Here is a 16,639-nt window from a genome sequence, read left to right as displayed (position 1 = left end):
CAGCCGCAAGGTAAGGATCACGCGCATGCTGGTGATTGCAGGGCTCGGAAATCCCGGTTCGCGCTATCAGGCAAACCGCCACAATATCGGGTTCATGGCCGTCGACGCGATCGCACGCGCCCAGGGCATGTCCGGCTGGTCCAAGAAGTTCAAGGCCGAGATCGCCGAGGGCGAGATCGGCGGCACGCGTGTTCTTCTGATCAAGCCGCAGACATTCATGAACCTGTCGGGCGAATCCGTCGGCGAGGCCCTGCGCTTCTACAAGCTCGGCCCGGATGCACTGACCGTCATCTACGACGAACTCGACCTCGCGCCCGGCAAGGTCAGAATCAAGACCGGCGGCGGCCATGGCGGCCATAACGGCATCAAGTCGATTGATGCCCATGTGGGCAAGGACTATCGTCGCGTCCGGCTCGGCATCGGCCATCCGGGCGCCAAGGAACTCGTGCACAACCATGTGCTGGGCGATTTTGCGAAGGCTGATGCAGTCTGGCGCGATCCGATGCTCGACACGATCGGCGCGCATGCGGGCCTCCTGGTCGCCGGCGACGATGCCGGCTTCATGAACAAGATCGCCACCGCGATCGGCGGCTCGTCGGCTCAAACCGGCGATGCGCCTGCCGCGAAGGCCCCGAGCGCTGGCAAGGCGAAAAGCCATATCCGACAGGCCAATCGCCCGACAGGCGCAGGTCAGCCGGTCTCCGGCCCTATGGCAGACATGCTGAAGCGGCTCTTCGGCAACAAGAACGGCGAGTGACGGTGAAAGCGGTTGACGATCGTCGACGCCTTCCCGCATACGCCACCCAACCACTTCTCGAGAAATAACGGACGCACCATCCATGGGTTTCAAATGCGGCATCGTCGGACTGCCCAATGTCGGCAAGTCGACGCTCTTCAACGCGCTGACCAAGACGGCGGCAGCCCAGGCAGCGAATTATCCGTTCTGCACCATCGAGCCGAACACCGGCGAAGTTGCCGTGCCCGATGAGCGGCTGCGCAAGATCGCGGCGATCGCCAAGTCCAAGGAGATCATCCCAACGCGCATCTCCTTCGTCGACATCGCAGGCCTCGTGCGCGGTGCCTCGAAGGGCGAAGGCCTCGGCAACCAGTTCCTCGCCAACATCCGCGAAGTGGACGCCAACGTCCACGTGCTGCGTTGCTTCGAGGATGACGACATCACCCATGTGGAAGGCCGGATCGACCCGGTCGCCGATGCCGAGACGATCGAGACCGAGCTGATGCTCGCCGATTTGGAAAGCCTCGAGCGCCGCACCGAACAGACGCGCAAGCGTGCGACCGGCAAGGACAAGGAAGCAGCTCTGATGCTGCCCCTGATGGAGGCATCGCTGAAGCTTCTGCAGGAAGGCAAGCCGGTGCGCCTCCTGCTCGAAGGTATGGCTGCCGAAGACCTGAAAATTCTGCGCTCGCTCAACCTTTTGACCTCGAAGCCCGTGCTCTATGTCTGCAACGTTGCCGAAGGTGATGCGGCGGACGGCAATGCGCACACGAAAGCCGTCGCCGAGATGGCCGCGTCACAGGGCGCCGAAGCGGTGGTCATTTCCGCCGCAATCGAGTCGGAAGTCGCCCAGCTGCCGGAAGCCGAGGCACGGGAATTCCTCGATGCCATGGGCCTCGAAGAGCCCGGGCTCGATCGCCTGATCCGTGCCGGCTACCGCCTGCTGGAGCTCATCACCTATTTCACCGCCGGCCCCAAGGAAACGCGTGCCTGGACGGTGAAGCGTGGCTCCAAGGCGCCCCAGGCTGCCGGTGTCATTCATTCGGACTTCGAACGCGGCTTCATCCGCGCGCAGACCATCGCCTATGACGATTATGTCGGTCTCGGCGGCGAAGTACCTGCCAAGGAAGCCGGTAAGGCGCGTGACGAAGGCAAGGAATATGTCGTCCAGGACGGCGACGTGCTCCTGTTCCGCTTCAACACCTGAGCAACGGCCAGCCCTGCCATGTACGACCAGAGCTTCATCCATTTCGAGGACATGGAACCCGGTCGCTCGTTCGAGCTTGGTCCGGTCACTGTTTCCGCGGAAGAGATCATCGCCTTCGCAAGGGAATTCGACCCGCAGCCGATGCATCTCAGCGAAGAAGCCGGCAAGGCCAGCATCCTGGGCGGCCTCGCGGCATCCGGCTGGCACACCTGCGCCATTCTGCACCGCATGCTCTGCGATGCCATGGTCAGCCGGACCGCGTCCGAAGGCGGCCCCGGCATCGACTACGCGGAGTGGAAGACACCCGTGCTCGCCGGTGACACGCTCACCGGCACCTGCACGGTGCTGGAGGCACGCCCGTCAGCGTCGCGGCCGCAGATCGGCATCGTGACCATCGAGAACAAGCTTTACAACCAGCGCGGCGAACTGGTCTGCGAAACCAAGCAGCCGACTATGATCCGGCGGCGCGACCACACGACGACAGGGGTCACGGCATGAGCCCCCTTGATTACTACCGGATCGGCGCGCGTCAGGATTTCGGCACGCACACCTTCACCGCCGACGAAATCATCGCCTTCGGCAAGAAGTTCGACCCTCAGCCGTTCCATGTGGATGCGGATGCGGCGAAGCAGAGCCTCTTTGGCGGCCTCTGCGCTTCCGGCTGGCATACGGGCGCCGTCTGGATGCGCAAAATCTGCGATTTCCGCGAGAGAGAGACCGCGCGCATCACAGCCGAAGGCGGCAAGCCGCCGGTCCTCGGCCCCTCCCCCGGCATCCGCAATATGCGCTGGCTGCAGCCTGTTTTTGCCGGCGAGACGATCCATTTCGGCTGCGACGTCGTCAATGCCCGCGCGCTGAAATCCAAGCCAGGCTGGGGTATCGTCGAGACGCGCAACTTCGCAGAAAACGCGAATGGCGAGCGAGTCATGGAATTCGACAGCGCCGTCCTGATCCAGATCTGACGCCGACCGGCGGGCTCAGTGCCCCTCGAAGGAAACGAGTGTTCGCACGTCGATGCCCATGTCTTCGAGCTTCTTGCGGCCGCCGAGGTCCGGCAGGTCGATCACGAAGCAAGCCGCAACGATATCCGCCCCCATCTGCGTCAGAAGCTTGCAGGCGGCCTCCGCCGTCCCTCCAGTGGCAATCAGATCGTCGACGACGATGACCTTCTCGCCGGGCGTTATGGCGTCACGGTGCATCTCCATCTCGTCCACGCCATATTCCAGGCTGTAGGCGATCCGCACTGTGTCATGCGGCAGCTTGCCCTTTTTGCGTATCGGCACGAAGCCGGCCGAAAGCTGGTGTGCGACCGCGCCGCCGAGAATGAAGCCGCGTGCTTCGATCCCCGCGATTTTGTCGATCTTCGTCCCGGCGTAGGGATGGACGAGGTCGTCCACCGCACGGCGAAAGGCCCGAGGATCACCAAGCAGCGTTGTGATGTCACGGAAGACGATGCCAGGCTTCGGATAATCCGGGATGGCGCGGATGGATGAGGCAAGATCGCGGTAGCGGTTTTCCATCAAGCTCTCCTGCGGGCCCTGGAGCGCTTCCAGGTGAAGTGGATACCGGTTCACCGGCCGGAAACGCGACAAATCGAAAACTGAGAGCAATTGAACGCTTCGAAAAGAAGCGAGATCACCCGAGTGGCCGACATGAAAAAGGCGCCACGCGTGTGACGCCTTTTCCTCAATGACTGGTTTTCAAAGGCGGATCAATGATCCGTGCGCGACCACACGGTCTTCTTCGTGAAGAACAGCAGCACGGCGAAGATCAGCAGGAAGATGATGACCCGGAAACCGGTCTGCTTGCGATCTTCGAGGTGCGGCTCTGCCGACCACATCAGGAAAGCGCTGACGTCGGCTGCGTACTGGTCGAGCGTCTCGGGCGAACCATCGTCATAGGTGACGACACCGTCAGAGAGCGGCGGTGCCATCGCGAGCGAGGGACCGGCGATGTAGTACGGGTTGTAATAAGTGCCCTCGGGGATTTCCACACCTTCAGGCGCATCCGTGTATCCCGTCAGCAGCGAATAAAGATAGTCGGGACCGTTTTCCGCATACATCGTGAAGATGTCGAAGACGAAGGTCGGGAACCCGCGCTCGACGGCGCGTGCCTTGGCGATCAGCGAGAAATCCGGCGGAATGGCGCCGCCCATGGCCGCAGCGGCGGCCTGGGGATTAGCGAACGGTGCCGGGAACGTATCCGAACCCGTCGCTGGACGCGTGAACATGTCGCCATTGGCGTCCGGACCGTCCTCAACCTCGTACCGGGCCGCAAACGTGCGGACCTGGTCTTCGGAATATCCGAGGTCCGCGAGATTGCGGAAAGCAACGCGGTTCATGGAATGACAGACGGCGCAAACATCCGTGTAGACCTTCAAGCCCCGCTGAAGCTGACCTTTGTCATAGGTACCGAACGGGCCCCCGAACGACCAGTCGACATGGCGCGGCTTGTTGATCGGATAATGCGGGGTCTCACCTTCCGCAGCCTTCACGCCAAGCGTCGCCGAGAAGGCGATACCGACGGCAAGGGCGGCAGACAGAAGGCTGGCCAGACGAATTTTCATGAGAATTTCCTTTCAGACTCGTCTGGACGTCAACCGCGGTGTTCCGGGGAGGCGGGCGCTGCGGCAGGTCTGCCGGATGCGCCAGCCTTCTTGGCGAGCACTGCTTCCGAGATCGAGTTCGGAACGCGACGCGGCGTCTCGAACATGCCGAGGAGCGGCATGACGATCAGGAAGAAGGCGAAGTAGTAGAGCGTTGAAAGCTGCGAAGCCGTGACGTACCAGCCTTCCGCCGGACGCGAGCCAAGCCAGCCGAGGAACACAGCGTTCACGGCAAAAAGCCAGAAGAACAGCTTGTACCAAGGACGATAGACAGCCGACCGAACCTTCGATGTATCGAGCCAAGGCAGGAAGAACAGGACGATGATCGAGCCGAACATGGCCAGAACGCCGCCGAGCTTGGAGTCGATCGGTCCGATGTTGAAGGTGATGGCGCGCAGGATCGCGTAGAACGGAAGGAAGTACCATTCCGGAACGATGTGCGACGGCGTCACCAGCGGGTTTGCGGGGATGTAGTTGTCCGCGTGACCAAGATAGTTCGGGATGTAGAAGACGAAGTAGGCATAAACCGCGAGGAACACGACCAGTGCCAACGCATCCTTCGTCGTCGCGTAGGGCGTGAAGGCGACCGTATCGGTCTTGGTCTTCACGTCTACGCCCGTCGGGTTCGTCTGGCCCGTCACATGCAGCGCCCAGACGTGCAGGATGACGACGCCGACGAGCATGAACGGCAGCAGGTAGTGAAGCGAGAAGAAGCGGTTGAGCGTCGGGTTGTCGACCGCGAAGCCGCCGAGCAGCAGCTGCTGGATAGGCTCGCCGATGACTGGAAACGCGGTGAAGAAGCCGGTGATCACGGTCGCGCCCCAGAAGGACATCTGGCCCCAGGGCAGCACGTAGCCCATGAAGGCGGTCGCCATCATGAGAAGAAGGATCACGACGCCGAGGATCCAGAGGATTTCGCGAGGCGCCTTGTAGGAGCCGTAATAGAGACCACGAGCGATGTGGATGTAGACGGCGATGAAGAAGAACGATGCGCCGTTGGCGTGCATGTAGCGCAGCAGCCAGCCGGAATTGACGTCACGCATGATCTTTTCGACGGAGTCGAAAGCGACGCCCGTTGCCGCAGCGTAGTGCATGGCCAGGACGACACCGGTCAGGATCTGGATGACCAGCATGACCATGAGAATGCCGCCGAAGGTGTAGGCATAATTCAGGTTGCGCGGGACCGGATAGGACACGAACGAATCGTGCAGCATACGCGGCAGTGGCAGCCGGCTATCGATCCACCGGCCGACGCCGGACGCAGGTACATAGGTAGAGTGGTCACCGCTCATGTTGGAAATCTCTCCTCGCCTCAGCCGATCGTGATCATCGTGTCGGATGCGAATGTATAGGGGGGAATCGGCAGATTGAGCGGTGCCGGACCGGTGCGGATGCGGCCCGCGGTGTCGTAGTGCGATCCATGGCACGGACAGAACCAGCCACCGAAATCACCCGATTGGCCGAGCGGAACGCAACCCAGATGGGTGCACGAACCGATCATCACGATCCAGTTTTCACGACCTTCGCCAGCGGAACGGTAGAGGTCCGTTGCAGGCTCGGACGGCGCATTTTCATTCTGCGAAGTCGGATCCTTCAGCTCGGAAAGCTCGACGGCCTGGGCCTCGGCGACTTCTTCCTCGGTGCGGTTGCGGATGAAGACCGGGCGTCCACGCCATTGCACCGTGAGCGACATGCCAGGCTGAACGCCTGATACGTCAACGTCGATCGAGGCGAGCGCGAGGGTGGAGGCGTCGGGACGCATCTGGTCGATGAACGGCCAGGCCACTGCCGCCGCTCCGACCACGCCGACCATGCCCGTCGTCAGATAGAGAAAGTCCCGGCGGGTTGGCTCACCGCTGTGGTCTGCTGTCGTTTCGTGTTCGCTCACGGCTCAAACATCCTTTGCGCATGATCATGGCGGACGTCGCAGCAACGCGGCTGCGGTCTGTGAACAGGAGACAAGCCCCCCGTGCGACAGCCCTCGCCGATCGCCCGTCAATTGGGCGGGTTCTATGCTCACAGTGAAATTATGTCCAGTCTCGTCACAGTCATGTGGGCAGATTGTCGCGCCCACAGACGCAGGTTCCACAAGCTCTTGGTGGCCTGGACACATCGGAGCGGTGAACGCAGCCCTATTCGGCCGCCATTTCGCCCGCGATGAAGCCGCCCGACTGGCGCGACCAGAGCTCCGAGTAGAGGCCGCCGCTGGCGACAAGCTGGCTGTGTGTGCCGTCTTCGATGATCCGCCCCTCATCCATGACGATCAGCCGGTCCATCGCCGCGATCGTTGAGAGGCGATGGGCGATGGCAATCACCGTCTTGCCTTCCATCAAACGCGCCAGATTGTCCTGGATCGCGGCTTCCACCTCGGAATCGAGCGCCGACGTCGCCTCGTCGAGGATGAGAATCGGCGCATCCTTGAGCATTACGCGCGCAATCGCGATCCTCTGTCGCTGCCCGCCCGAAAGCTTCACCCCGCGTTCGCCGACATGTGCATCGAAACCCGTGCGTCCCCGGACATCCTCGAGCTTGGCGATGAAGCCCGCCGCCTCGGCGCGCTCCGCAGCTTTCAGCAACAGGGCATCGTCGGCATCCGGACGTCCGAAGCGGATATTGTCGCGGATCGAGCGATGCAGCAGCGAGGTATCCTGCGTAACCATGCCGATCTGCGCGCGCAGGCTCTCCTGGGTCACCTGCGCGATATTCTGGCCATCGATCAGGATGCGACCGCCCTCCAGGTCGAAGAATCGGAGGAGCAGGTTGACCAGCGTCGATTTGCCGGCGCCCGACCGGCCGATCACGCCGACCTTTTCGCCTGGCTTGATGATCAGCGACAGGTTCTCGATGACGCCGGAACCCTTGCCATAGTGGAAGGTGACGTTCTCGAATGCGATGCTCGGACGTTTCACGGTGAGAGTCTCGGCCCCCATTTCGTCGACGAGGCCGATCGGCTGGGCCACCAGTTCGGCCGAATTCTGGATCGTGCCGAAATTGCGCATCAGGCCGTTGAGCTGCGTCATCATGCGGCCGAGCAGCATGTTCAGCCGCAAAACGAGCGCCATGGTGAATGCGACGGCGCCGCTGGTGACAGCGCCCGTCAACCAGAGATGAACCGAAAACGCGCCGATCATCGCGATCATCAGACCCGACAGAAGCGCGAGTGTCGCGCGGACCGCGGTCAGGTTTCGGGTAAACGGGATGATGGCCGCGATGAAGCGATCAAACCCGTCGCGAATGTAGCGGTCGTTTTCATCCTCGCGGGCGAAGAGCTTCAACGTCTGCATGTTCTGGTAGCTGTCGACGAGCCGCCCGTTCAGCATCGACGAGGCTTCGGCGGACGCACGGGCCCAGCGGCGGATGCGCGGCACGAATACGTAGGCGAGCGCACAGAACGCCGCGATCCAGAGCCCGACCATTGCCGACAGGCGCCAGTCGAGCTGTGCGATCAGCGCCATGGTCGTTGCGGTGTAGATGATCACGAACCACACGACCTGCAGCAGGCTGACCATGAAATCGCCTGTCGCCTGGCCTGCCTGCCAGACCTTGGTGACCACCCTGCCCGCAAAATCGTTCTGGAAGAAGCTGAGGCTCTGGCGCGCGACGTGGGAATAGGCCTGCCAGCGGACCAGATTGTAGAACCCGGGCACGATGGTCTGCTCTTCGACGAGTGCCGCAAGCGCGGTGATCACGAAGCGGGCCACGACGATGACGAACAGCATGAAGAGCAGTTCGGGACCATGTATGGCGATCAGACCGTCCCAGCCGCTGGCACGCTCGACCGTGTCGAGCAGATCGACGATCCGACCGACGAAATAAAACAGCGCCGCTTCCAAGAGAGCAACGAGGCCGCCAAGTACGAGCATGGCGAAGAATGGCCAGCGGGCCTGGCGGATATAGAACCAGATAAAGGCCAGCACGCTGGAGGGCGGCTGGAGGTTCTGCGTTTCGCGAAAAGGATCCACCCAGCCTTCGAAGAGCCGGAAAATGCGTTTGACCATCGTTCCGCATATAATGCGCACGCGCGCTCCCGCAATCGTGGAAGCGCGCGTTTGGCTGAGGAAAGCCTACTCGGCCGCCTCGTCGCGCCGCGGATCCGTGGAGATGAAGCCGCCGGACTGGCGCGACCACAGGTCGGAATAGAGACCGCCGCGTCCCGCCAGTTCGCCGTGCGTGCCGGTCTCGACGATCCGGCCCTCGTCCAGCACGACCAGCCGGTCCATTTCCGCGATCGTCGACAGGCGGTGCGCGATCGCGATGACCGTCTTGCCTTCCATGAGATCGAACAGGTTTTCCTGGATCGCCGCTTCCACCTCAGAATCGAGCGCCGAAGTCGCCTCGTCGAGCACGAGAATCGGCGCATCCTTCAGGAACACGCGCGCGATCGCGATGCGCTGGCGCTGGCCACCGGACAACTTCACCCCGCGCTCGCCCACATGCGCGTCGAGCCCGGTCCGGCCCTGCTGGTCGCTGAGTTCCGAGATGAAGCCCCATGCATTGGCCCGCTTGGCCGCCTCGATGATATCCTCATCGCTCGCCCTCGGCTTGCCATAGGCGATGTTGTCGCGGATGGAACGGTGCAGCAGCGAGGTATCCTGCGTCACGACGCCGATATGCGAACGCAGGCTGTCCTGCGTGACCTCCGATACGTCGTGCCCGTCGATCAGAACGCGGCCCGCCTCGACGTCGTAGAAGCGCAGCAGAAGGTTGATCAGCGTCGTCTTGCCGGCGCCCGACCGCCCGACCAGCCCGATCTTCTCGCCGGCGGCGATCGACAATGTCAGGTTCTCGATGACGCCGTTGTCCTTGCCGTAATGGAATCGAATGCCTTCGAAATCGATGCGTCCCAGCCGCGTCTGCAGCGGCTTGGAACCGGGCTTGTCGACGACCTCGCGCTCCTTCGCCATCATGTCCATGCCGTCGATGACCACGCCGATATTCTCGAAGAGCGCCGAGACTTCCCACATGATCCACTGCGACATGCCGTTCATGCGCAGTGCGAGGCCAATGGCGACGGCGATCGCCCCGACGGAGACCGCATTGCCAAGCCACAAACCGATCGAAAGCGCAGCCACCGCAAAGACCAAGATCGCGTTGTTCACGTAGATCAGGACCTGGAACATGGTGACCAGACGCATCTGCCGATGCACCGTTCCGAGGAAGCTATCCATGCTTTCGCGTGCATAGGCCTCTTCACGGCCCGCATGGGAGAAGAGCTTCACCGTGGAGATGTTCGTATAGCTGTCGACCACACGCCCCGTCATCATCGAGCGGGCGTCGGCCTGGACGCTGGAGACTGCCCGCATGCGCGGCACGAAATAAACGACCAGCGACACATAGATGATGAGCCAGAAAACCAGCGGTATAGCCAGCCGGATATCCGCCGCCGCGATCATCACGATCATCGAGATGAAGTAGACCGAGACGTAGACGAACACGTCCAGCATCTTCATCACCGTCTCGCGCACGGCAAGCGAGGTCTGCATCACCTTCGTGGCGACGCGACCCGCGAACTCATTGGCGAAGAAGGTGAGGCTCTGGCGCAGGAGGTAGCGGTGCATCTGCCAGCGCGCGATCATCGGGTAGTTGCCGAGCAGCGTCTGGTGGATCAGCACCGATTGCAGGAAGACCACCGTTGGCAGGCCGATCAGGACGAGCGCGCCCATGGCGAAAAGCGTCCAGCCTTCGCGCGCAAGGAAGCCTTCGGGGTCGGCCGTCGCCAGCCAGTCGACGATCGAGCCGAGGAAGCCGAAGAGCAACACTTCCCCGACCGCAATCATCGCCGTCAGGCAGGCCATAGCGATGAGATAAGGTGCGGCATCCTTCGAATAATGCCAGCAGAACGCCATGAAGCCCTGCGGCGGACGCTCGGGATCAGCCTCGGGATAGGGATTGAGACGGCGTTCGAACCACGAAAACATCAGAAAGTCTTTCAAAATTGCTTCCAGCAAGCGCTGGACCGTGCCCGCGACAAGCGATCTGAAAGACGGCACCGCATGAACAATGTTCTCGGAATGGAACCGAGAGATCGGTCCGGCCGCGCGTGGGAGATCGCCGATAGGGCAGAAGGATTGTTTCAGCCAGATAGTGCGTCGATACCGATTTCGCCAGACCGATCTGGTCCGCTTCCGACATCCCATTGCCAGCGCATTGTGACACTGGCATAGGCGCGTCGCATGAACAGCCTCTCACTCGCCCTCTATCAGCCCGACATTCCGGGAAACGCCGGGACGATCCTCCGAATGGCCGCGTGTCTCGGCCTGTCCGTCCACATCATCGAGCCTGCGGGCTTCGATCTCTCCGACAAGGCGCTGAAGCGCGCCGGCATGGATTATGCGGCCCAGGCAGCGCTGGTGCGCCACATCAATTTCAACGGCTTCGAAGCGTGGCGGGCACAAGAGAAGCGGCGCCTCGTGCTCGCGACGACGAAAGGCGCCGTCCGCTACACGGATTTCCGGTTCGATCCGAGCGACGTTCTTCTGTTCGGGCGCGAAAGCGCCGGCGTTCCGGATGATGTCCATGCGCTGGCGGATGCCCGCATCCTCATACCGATGCAGCCCGGTATGCGATCGCTCAATCTGGCGATTTCGGCAGCGATGGTCGCCGGTGAGGCCCTCCGACAGACGGGTGCATTCGCCGTCGAATAGTAGTGAAGGGCAACGCGTTAGAGATCAGTCGGCGGTTGGCAGACGCCGCATGGTGAATTCGATCCGGTCGTCCGGAAGCTGCCGCCAGGTCTCGATCTCCGTCCAGTAGGCAGCCTTGGGCCAGGTATCGAGCCATTCGCGTGCCTTGGCACGAGCCGCCATGCGCGGCAGCACGAAGGTTTCGCGCACGAAGGTTGACGTGGAGCCCGTGGCGCCTTCGCGCCGCCCCTTGCTGATCTGCCTGCGCAGGCCCTCCATTGGAGGTTGCGGCTGTCGACGAACCATCATGTCCTCGCGACTTCCAGTCCTGATCATCAAAAGATAGACATCGGTATTGGCGAAAGCGAGTCGAATCGTCGCGGCGAAGCTACGCCAAGCAGGTTGCAAATCGCGGCTTGCCGGGCAAACTGCGGATTGGGCGGAACGGGCCGCCCGCACGGGGGCATTGAGCTATGGAACGACCGGACCTTCCGGCCACACATCCAGATGACATCGAAGGCAAGAAGGTGCGCGCACGCGCCTGGTTCGAAACGCTGCGCGACACGATCGTCGCCGCTTTCGAAACGCTGGAGGATGAAGTTCAGGGTCCCCTTTCCGACCAAGAGCCGGGTCGGTTCGTCCAGACGCCCTGGAGCCGCGATGATGGTGCGGGCGGTGGCGGTGTCATGTCGCTCTTGAACGGACGCGTCTTCGAGAAGGCCGGTGTCCACACCTCGACCGTCTTCGGGGAGTTTTCGCCCGAATTCCGCAGCCAGATCCCTGGCGCCGACGAAGACCCGCGGTTCTGGGCGTCGGGCATTTCGCTGATCGTGCACCCGGTCAATCCGAACGTGCCTGCCGTGCACATGAACACGCGCATGGTCGTTACCTCGAGCCAGTGGTTCGGCGGCGGCGCCGACCTCACCCCCGTGCTCGACCGCCGTCGGACGCAGGAAGATCCGGACACGCAGCTCTTCCACCGGGCGATGGAGATCGCGTGCAACCGGCACAAGGTTGCCGATTACCCGCGCTATAAGGCCTGGTGCGAAGAATACTTCCACCTGAAGCACCGCAACGAGCCCAGAGGCATCGGCGGGATCTTCTTCGACTGGCTCCGCACGCACGAGGAACAGGGCGGCTGGGACGCCGACTTCGCTTTCGTGCAGGATGTCGGCCGCGCTTTCGCGATCGTTTATCCGAAGCTCGTGCGCGCAAATTTCAACGAGGGCTGGACGGAAGAAGACCGCGACGAGCAACTCGTGCGGCGCGGTCGCTACGTCGAATTCAACCTGCTTTACGATCGCGGAACGATTTTCGGTTTGAAGACCGGCGGAAACGTCGATTCCATCCTGTCGTCGCTGCCTCCGGTCGTGCGCTGGCCCTGACCGCGACCACCTTTGTCACGAACAAATTGGGCTGAAGCGCGTTTTTCTGGTAGTCTTCAAGTTCCGGACAAAGGAGGAAACGATCATGAAGACGTTCCAGTGCGGATCGCTCGTGCCTGGCTGTTCCTGGCAGACGAGCGCTGATGAAGAGGCGGAAGTCGTGCGCCGCGCCGTCGACCATATGCGCACGACCCACGGCGAAACCGTTATTCGTGAATCGATGGTCGACAACATCAAGCAGCGCATAGAAGACGGACCAGCGAGCCGACAGGCCTGTTGATCAGCTTTCCTTATCAGCGATTTGCGCGGCGGCCCTTGCAAGCAGGTCGTCGCGCGTCATGAGAAAATTGCTCGAAATCCATGCCTCTTCGAGGTCCGCCAGCATAGCACCGAGCTTCGGGCCCTGCTTCACCCCAAGCTCAGACAGGTCTTTTCCGCTGACTGGAAAAACCGGCCTCTGCCATTTTTCCAGCCGTTCGATGAGCCGCGCGTAGCCGGCTGCCTCCGCAAGTGCGCCCGTCTCCGACCTCGCCCGCATCCGGGCAGATGCAAGCTTGAGCTTGAGCCGATCCAGCAAGGCCGGTCCACTCGCCCTGTAAGCGTGCTTGTGGAAGACGACGTCCGTAGCGCCATGGGCCGGATCTTCCGCGCGCGCATAGGCCTGCAGGCGGCGCGCCTCCACGCGTGACATCTTCAGGCGCTTGGCCATCGCCTCCAGCCGCGCTTCGTCCGGCGGCACGATTGCGAGCAGCCGCAAGAGCGGGTCGGGTTCCCAGCCGAACGCCTCCTCGGCGTGGACGAGGCCATGGATGGAATCGATCCCCCATTTTTCCGTTTCCGGCAGAACCTCCGTCAAAACACCCGACTGGCGCATCCACAGAAGCGCACGGGATGGGTCGCGCGCGGAAAGGAGCTTCTTCAGCTCGGCCCAGACCCGCTCGGCCGACAACTTGGCGATGCCGTCCTTGTGGCGCGCAGCCGCACGAATCCCATCGGCGTCCGGCCGGCCGCCGCCAAAGTGGGCGAAGAAGCGGAAAAACCGGAGAATGCGCAGGTAATCCTCGGATATCCGCAAATCGGCGTCGCCGATGAACCGGACCGTCTTCGTCTCGATATCGGGTAGTCCTTCGACCAGGTCGGTGAGTTCGCCGTTGCGGTCGAGATAGAGCGCGTTGATCGTGAAATCGCGCCGCGCGGCATCCTCGGCCCAATCGGTGCCGAACGCGACGACAGCCCGTCGCCCGTCCGTCTCCACGTCGGTGCGCAGCGTCGTCACTTCGAAGGTTTGGCCATCCACGACCAGCGTGACCGTCCCGTGCTCGATGCCTGTGGGCAGAGACTTGATCTTCGCCGTCTCGGCCCTCGCGACGACCTCTTCCGGCTTCAGATTGGTGGCGAGATCGATGTCGACCACCGACAGCCCCATAAGCGCGTTACGCACTGCACCACCGACGATCCGGGTATCGGCGGCATCGTCGTTGAGCAGATCGAGAACGCGCTGAACCGCGGCAGCCGTGAACCACGGCGCCTCGCGCAGCGTTTCAGCGCTCGAAGCGACATCCCCCGTTACGTCCGTATTCATCCGTAAAGCCTCTCATAGAGCATCCGCAAAATCCCCGCGGTCACCCCCCAGATGAACCGATTCTCATACGGCATTGTGTAATAATGACGTTCGCGTCCCTGCCACACCCGACTTTCGCGGATATGATTCTCAGGCGTCATAAGGAAAGAAAGCGGCACCTCGAAGACCTCGGCCACTTCATCCGGATTGGGAACGAGCGAATATCCCGGTTTCACGATCGCAAGAACCGGCACGATCCGGAATCCCGACATGGTCAGATAAGGCGGAAGCTGACCGACAGGCGTGACGAAGGCAGGATCGAGCGCGATCTCTTCCTGCGCCTCACGGATTGCAGCCGCCTCTGGCGAGCCGTCCTCGGGATCGATCTTACCGCCAGGAAAAGCGACCTGTCCGGAATGCTGCCGCAGACTTCCGGCGCGCTGCGTGAGGATAAGGCGCGCATCGGCCGCGCCATCGTCGATCACCGGTATCAAAACGGCCGCATCCCGCCGCGCAACCGCCTCGAGCTGATCTGCGATATCCGGGTTCAAGGCATGATCGCCATGGTGGCGGAACGCTTCCGCGATTTCGTTGGCGCTGCGCTCGTGTTGGACGGCACGCTGCCGGAATGTCTCGGCGCTGAAGCGCTGCAGCCCCACCTGATCTTCGAAACACATGGTCGATGTCACCCGGCGGCCAGGTCGGCGGCAGGCATGATCGGGAAGACGGCACCACCCGATCGCAGGCAGACAGTCGCCTTTCCATCCAGGTCGTCCGTCACGGCGCGCTCGACGAGGTCATAGGTCAGCGCCCGGGTGACGAGCGCTTCGAGCCGCCCACGCACATGCAGGTAGGGCTTGAGCGCACCATCGGGTTCGACGGCCTCGAATCGGATCGGATGCTCGGGCCCGGCCTCGACCAGATCTCCGACATTGGTGCGAAACGTCAGCACCTCGTGACCATCGCGCATCGTTGCGCTCATCTCGACAGCGAGAAAAGGAGCATCTTCCACATGGACGAGGACCTTTTCCACAGGCGTGACGAGATAGGTCTGCCCATCCTCATCTTTGCGCAGAACGGTGGAAAAGAGGCGCACGAGCCGCTCCCGGCCGATGGGCGTACCCTGGTAAAACCAGGTGCCGTCGGCGGCAATCCGCATATCGATGTCGCCGCAATGATCCGGATTCCACTTCTCGACGGGCGGCAGACCCCTTCCCGTGACGGACCTTGTGATCAAAGCGGCGAGATCGCTTTCGCCCTTGTCGGATCCGGCGGGGTCATGCTGCGTCATATCTGGTTTGCTTCCTGCCATTGTTCCGTCCAGCTTGCCCGCTACCTCACCACATAGTTATTCGAAACATGCTTGCCAGCGAAGGGCGTCGGAATAAGCTTGGCTTCGGTTCCGTTATGCGGTCACGTGATCCTTGATGCGGGACAAACGAGAGAAGCGTTCCGGCCGTTCGCCAGAGCTCCGTCAGCAATCGATCGAAAGGGCCTCGACCCAATGGGCGCCATGCAACCGACCGCCACGCCGCTGGATGAAAAGGCGATCGTTCGCTCCGCCGAGCAGGCGTTGGAAGATATCGCTCGCATTCGCGCAGAGGTGGCGAAGGTTATCTTCGGGCAGGACAGCGTGGTCGAGCAGACCCTGCTCGCCATTCTCTCGGGCGGTCACGTGCTTCTCGTCGGCGTTCCAGGATTGGCCAAGACCAAGCTGGTCGTGACGCTCGGGACGGTGCTCGGGCTCAACGCCAACCGTATCCAGTTCACGCCGGATCTGATGCCGTCGGACATCATCGGCTCGGAAGTCATGGACCAGGATGAAAGCGGCAAGCGCTCGTTCCGCTTCGTACGCGGCCCTGTCTTCACGCAACTGCTGATGGCGGACGAAATCAACCGCGCTTCGCCCCGCACCCAGTCGGCTCTTTTGCAGGCAATGCAGGAATATCACGTGACAGTGGCCGGGGAGCGCAACGATCTGCCGGCCCCGTTCCACGTGCTGGCAACCCAGAACCCGCTGGAGCAGGAAGGCACCTACCCGCTGCCCGAGGCACAGCTCGACCGCTTTCTGATGCAGGTGGACGTGCGCTATCCCGAACTCGACGCGGAACGCCAGATCCTGCTTGAGACCACCGGCGTGCGTGAAAGCAATGCCGGCGCGGTACTCGATGCGACGCGTCTCCAGGAGATCCAGGCGCTCATTCGGCAGATGCCGGTCAGCGAAACCGTGGTCGACGCCATCCTTTCGCTGGTGCGCGCCGCGCGGCCCGGCAACGGCAACGAGGCCACCGACCGGCATGTCGCATGGGGTCCCGGTCCGCGTGCCGGTCAGGCTCTGATGCTATGCGCCCGTGCCCGTGCCCTCTACGACGGCCGGCTTGCGCCCTCGATCGACGATGTCCACGCCTTGGCCGAGCCGGTGCTGCAGCACCGCATGGCATTGTCCTTTGCAGCGCGCGCCGAAGGCATGAGCCTGCGCGACGTGATCGCCGATCTCGTGAAATCAAAAGCGAGGCGGTAAG

General features: G+C 62.3%; 18 protein-coding genes. 8 read left to right on the top strand and 10 right to left on the bottom strand.

Annotation, left to right across the window (positions count from 1 at the left end):
* Window positions 1-25: 25 nt before the first annotated feature.
* The 4 genes from pth (at window position 26) to GC125_RS08180 (ending at window position 2,905) form a co-directional block, all read left to right on the top strand.
* Window positions 26-757 carry an aminoacyl-tRNA hydrolase gene (pth, locus tag GC125_RS08195; RefSeq protein WP_151985239.1) on the top strand — a complete coding sequence of 244 codons (732 nt, stop codon included), beginning with the start codon at window positions 26-28 and terminating at the stop codon, window positions 755-757.
* 82 nt (window positions 758-839) lie between these two features.
* Window positions 840-1,943, top strand: coding sequence for a redox-regulated ATPase YchF (gene ychF, locus GC125_RS08190; RefSeq protein WP_151985238.1), 1,104 nt, complete (start codon window positions 840-842; stop codon window positions 1,941-1,943).
* A gap of 18 nt (window positions 1,944-1,961) precedes the next feature.
* Window positions 1,962-2,441, top strand: a complete 480-nt coding sequence (locus GC125_RS08185) for a MaoC family dehydratase (protein ID WP_151985237.1) — start codon at window positions 1,962-1,964, stop codon at window positions 2,439-2,441.
* Entirely contained in the window at window positions 2,438-2,905 is a 468-nt protein-coding gene (locus GC125_RS08180) for a MaoC family dehydratase (RefSeq protein ID WP_151985236.1), read from the top strand. Before GC125_RS08185 ends, GC125_RS08180 begins: the two co-directional genes overlap by 4 nt.
* 15 nt (window positions 2,906-2,920) lie before the next feature.
* Here the strand turns inward: GC125_RS08180 and GC125_RS08175 are convergent, their stop codons facing one another.
* From GC125_RS08175 to GC125_RS08150, 6 genes are all read right to left on the bottom strand, one after another.
* Window positions 2,921-3,463 (bottom strand): adenine phosphoribosyltransferase, encoded by a 543-nt coding sequence (locus GC125_RS08175; protein WP_151985235.1) that lies wholly within the window; start codon window positions 3,461-3,463, stop codon window positions 2,921-2,923.
* Window positions 3,464-3,654: 191 nt separating this feature from the next.
* A complete protein-coding gene (locus GC125_RS08170) occupies window positions 3,655-4,509 on the bottom strand; it encodes a cytochrome c1 (protein WP_151985234.1) in 855 nt (284 codons plus the stop codon).
* Window positions 4,510-4,538: 29 nt separating this feature from the next.
* On the bottom strand, window positions 4,539-5,840 hold the full coding sequence (locus tag GC125_RS08165) for a cytochrome b (RefSeq protein ID WP_151985233.1): 1,302 nt from the start codon (window positions 5,838-5,840) through the stop codon (window positions 4,539-4,541).
* Window positions 5,841-5,860: 20 nt separating this feature from the next.
* Window positions 5,861-6,436: a ubiquinol-cytochrome c reductase iron-sulfur subunit gene (gene petA / locus GC125_RS08160; RefSeq protein ID WP_151985232.1), complete on the bottom strand. Its 576-nt coding sequence runs from the start codon at window positions 6,434-6,436 to the stop codon at window positions 5,861-5,863.
* A gap of 244 nt (window positions 6,437-6,680) precedes the next feature.
* Window positions 6,681-8,546, bottom strand: coding sequence for an ABC transporter ATP-binding protein (locus GC125_RS08155; protein ID WP_151985231.1), 1,866 nt, complete (start codon window positions 8,544-8,546; stop codon window positions 6,681-6,683).
* A gap of 66 nt (window positions 8,547-8,612) precedes the next feature.
* The gene (locus GC125_RS08150; RefSeq protein WP_151985230.1) at window positions 8,613-10,466 is read right to left on the bottom strand and encodes an ABC transporter ATP-binding protein; all 1,854 of its coding nucleotides are present in this window, start codon (window positions 10,464-10,466) and stop codon (window positions 8,613-8,615) included.
* A 255-nt stretch (window positions 10,467-10,721) separates the two neighbouring features.
* Here GC125_RS08150 and GC125_RS08145 point away from each other — a divergent pair, with 255 nt between their 5' ends.
* On the top strand, window positions 10,722-11,192 hold the full coding sequence (locus GC125_RS08145) for a tRNA (cytidine(34)-2'-O)-methyltransferase (RefSeq protein ID WP_151985229.1): 471 nt from the start codon (window positions 10,722-10,724) through the stop codon (window positions 11,190-11,192).
* A 24-nt stretch (window positions 11,193-11,216) separates the two neighbouring features.
* Here the strand turns inward: GC125_RS08145 and GC125_RS08140 are convergent, their stop codons facing one another.
* Window positions 11,217-11,477, bottom strand: coding sequence for a hypothetical protein (locus GC125_RS08140; protein ID WP_126012931.1), 261 nt, complete (start codon window positions 11,475-11,477; stop codon window positions 11,217-11,219).
* Window positions 11,478-11,644: 167 nt separating this feature from the next.
* On the opposite strand from GC125_RS08140, the gene hemF reads away from it, so the two are divergent.
* Together hemF and GC125_RS08130 are read left to right on the top strand one after the other, a co-directional pair.
* Window positions 11,645-12,556 carry an oxygen-dependent coproporphyrinogen oxidase gene (hemF, locus tag GC125_RS08135; RefSeq protein ID WP_151985228.1) on the top strand — a complete coding sequence of 304 codons (912 nt, stop codon included), beginning with the start codon at window positions 11,645-11,647 and terminating at the stop codon, window positions 12,554-12,556.
* Between the two features lie 85 nt (window positions 12,557-12,641).
* Window positions 12,642-12,836 carry a DUF1059 domain-containing protein gene (locus GC125_RS08130; RefSeq protein WP_151985227.1) on the top strand — a complete coding sequence of 65 codons (195 nt, stop codon included), beginning with the start codon at window positions 12,642-12,644 and terminating at the stop codon, window positions 12,834-12,836.
* Here GC125_RS08130 and GC125_RS08125 read toward each other — a convergent pair whose 3' ends face one another.
* From GC125_RS08125 to GC125_RS08115, 3 genes are read right to left on the bottom strand one after another with little or no spacing between them, the layout of a single operon-like run.
* A complete protein-coding gene (locus GC125_RS08125; protein WP_151985226.1) occupies window positions 12,837-14,138 on the bottom strand; it encodes a CCA tRNA nucleotidyltransferase in 1,302 nt (433 codons plus the stop codon).
* Complete coding sequence (locus GC125_RS08120; RefSeq protein ID WP_151985225.1) at window positions 14,135-14,794, bottom strand: CoA pyrophosphatase; 660 nt, start codon at window positions 14,792-14,794, stop codon at window positions 14,135-14,137. Before GC125_RS08120 ends, GC125_RS08125 begins: the two co-directional genes overlap by 4 nt.
* Before the next feature lie 8 nt (window positions 14,795-14,802).
* Window positions 14,803-15,408 (bottom strand): DUF1285 domain-containing protein, encoded by a 606-nt coding sequence (locus GC125_RS08115; protein ID WP_151985224.1) that lies wholly within the window; start codon window positions 15,406-15,408, stop codon window positions 14,803-14,805.
* A 213-nt stretch (window positions 15,409-15,621) separates the two neighbouring features.
* Between GC125_RS08115 and GC125_RS08110 the strand changes: the two genes are divergently transcribed.
* A complete protein-coding gene (locus GC125_RS08110; RefSeq protein WP_151985223.1) occupies window positions 15,622-16,638 on the top strand; it encodes an AAA family ATPase in 1,017 nt (338 codons plus the stop codon).
* Window position 16,639: the final 1 nt, after the last annotated feature.

This window comes from Rhizobium sp. EC-SD404 (assembly GCF_902498825.1).
Classification (GTDB): domain Bacteria; phylum Pseudomonadota; class Alphaproteobacteria; order Rhizobiales; family Rhizobiaceae; genus Georhizobium.
Note: the sequence above shows the minus strand (reverse complement) of the source record. Positions and strands in the feature narration are given on the sequence as shown.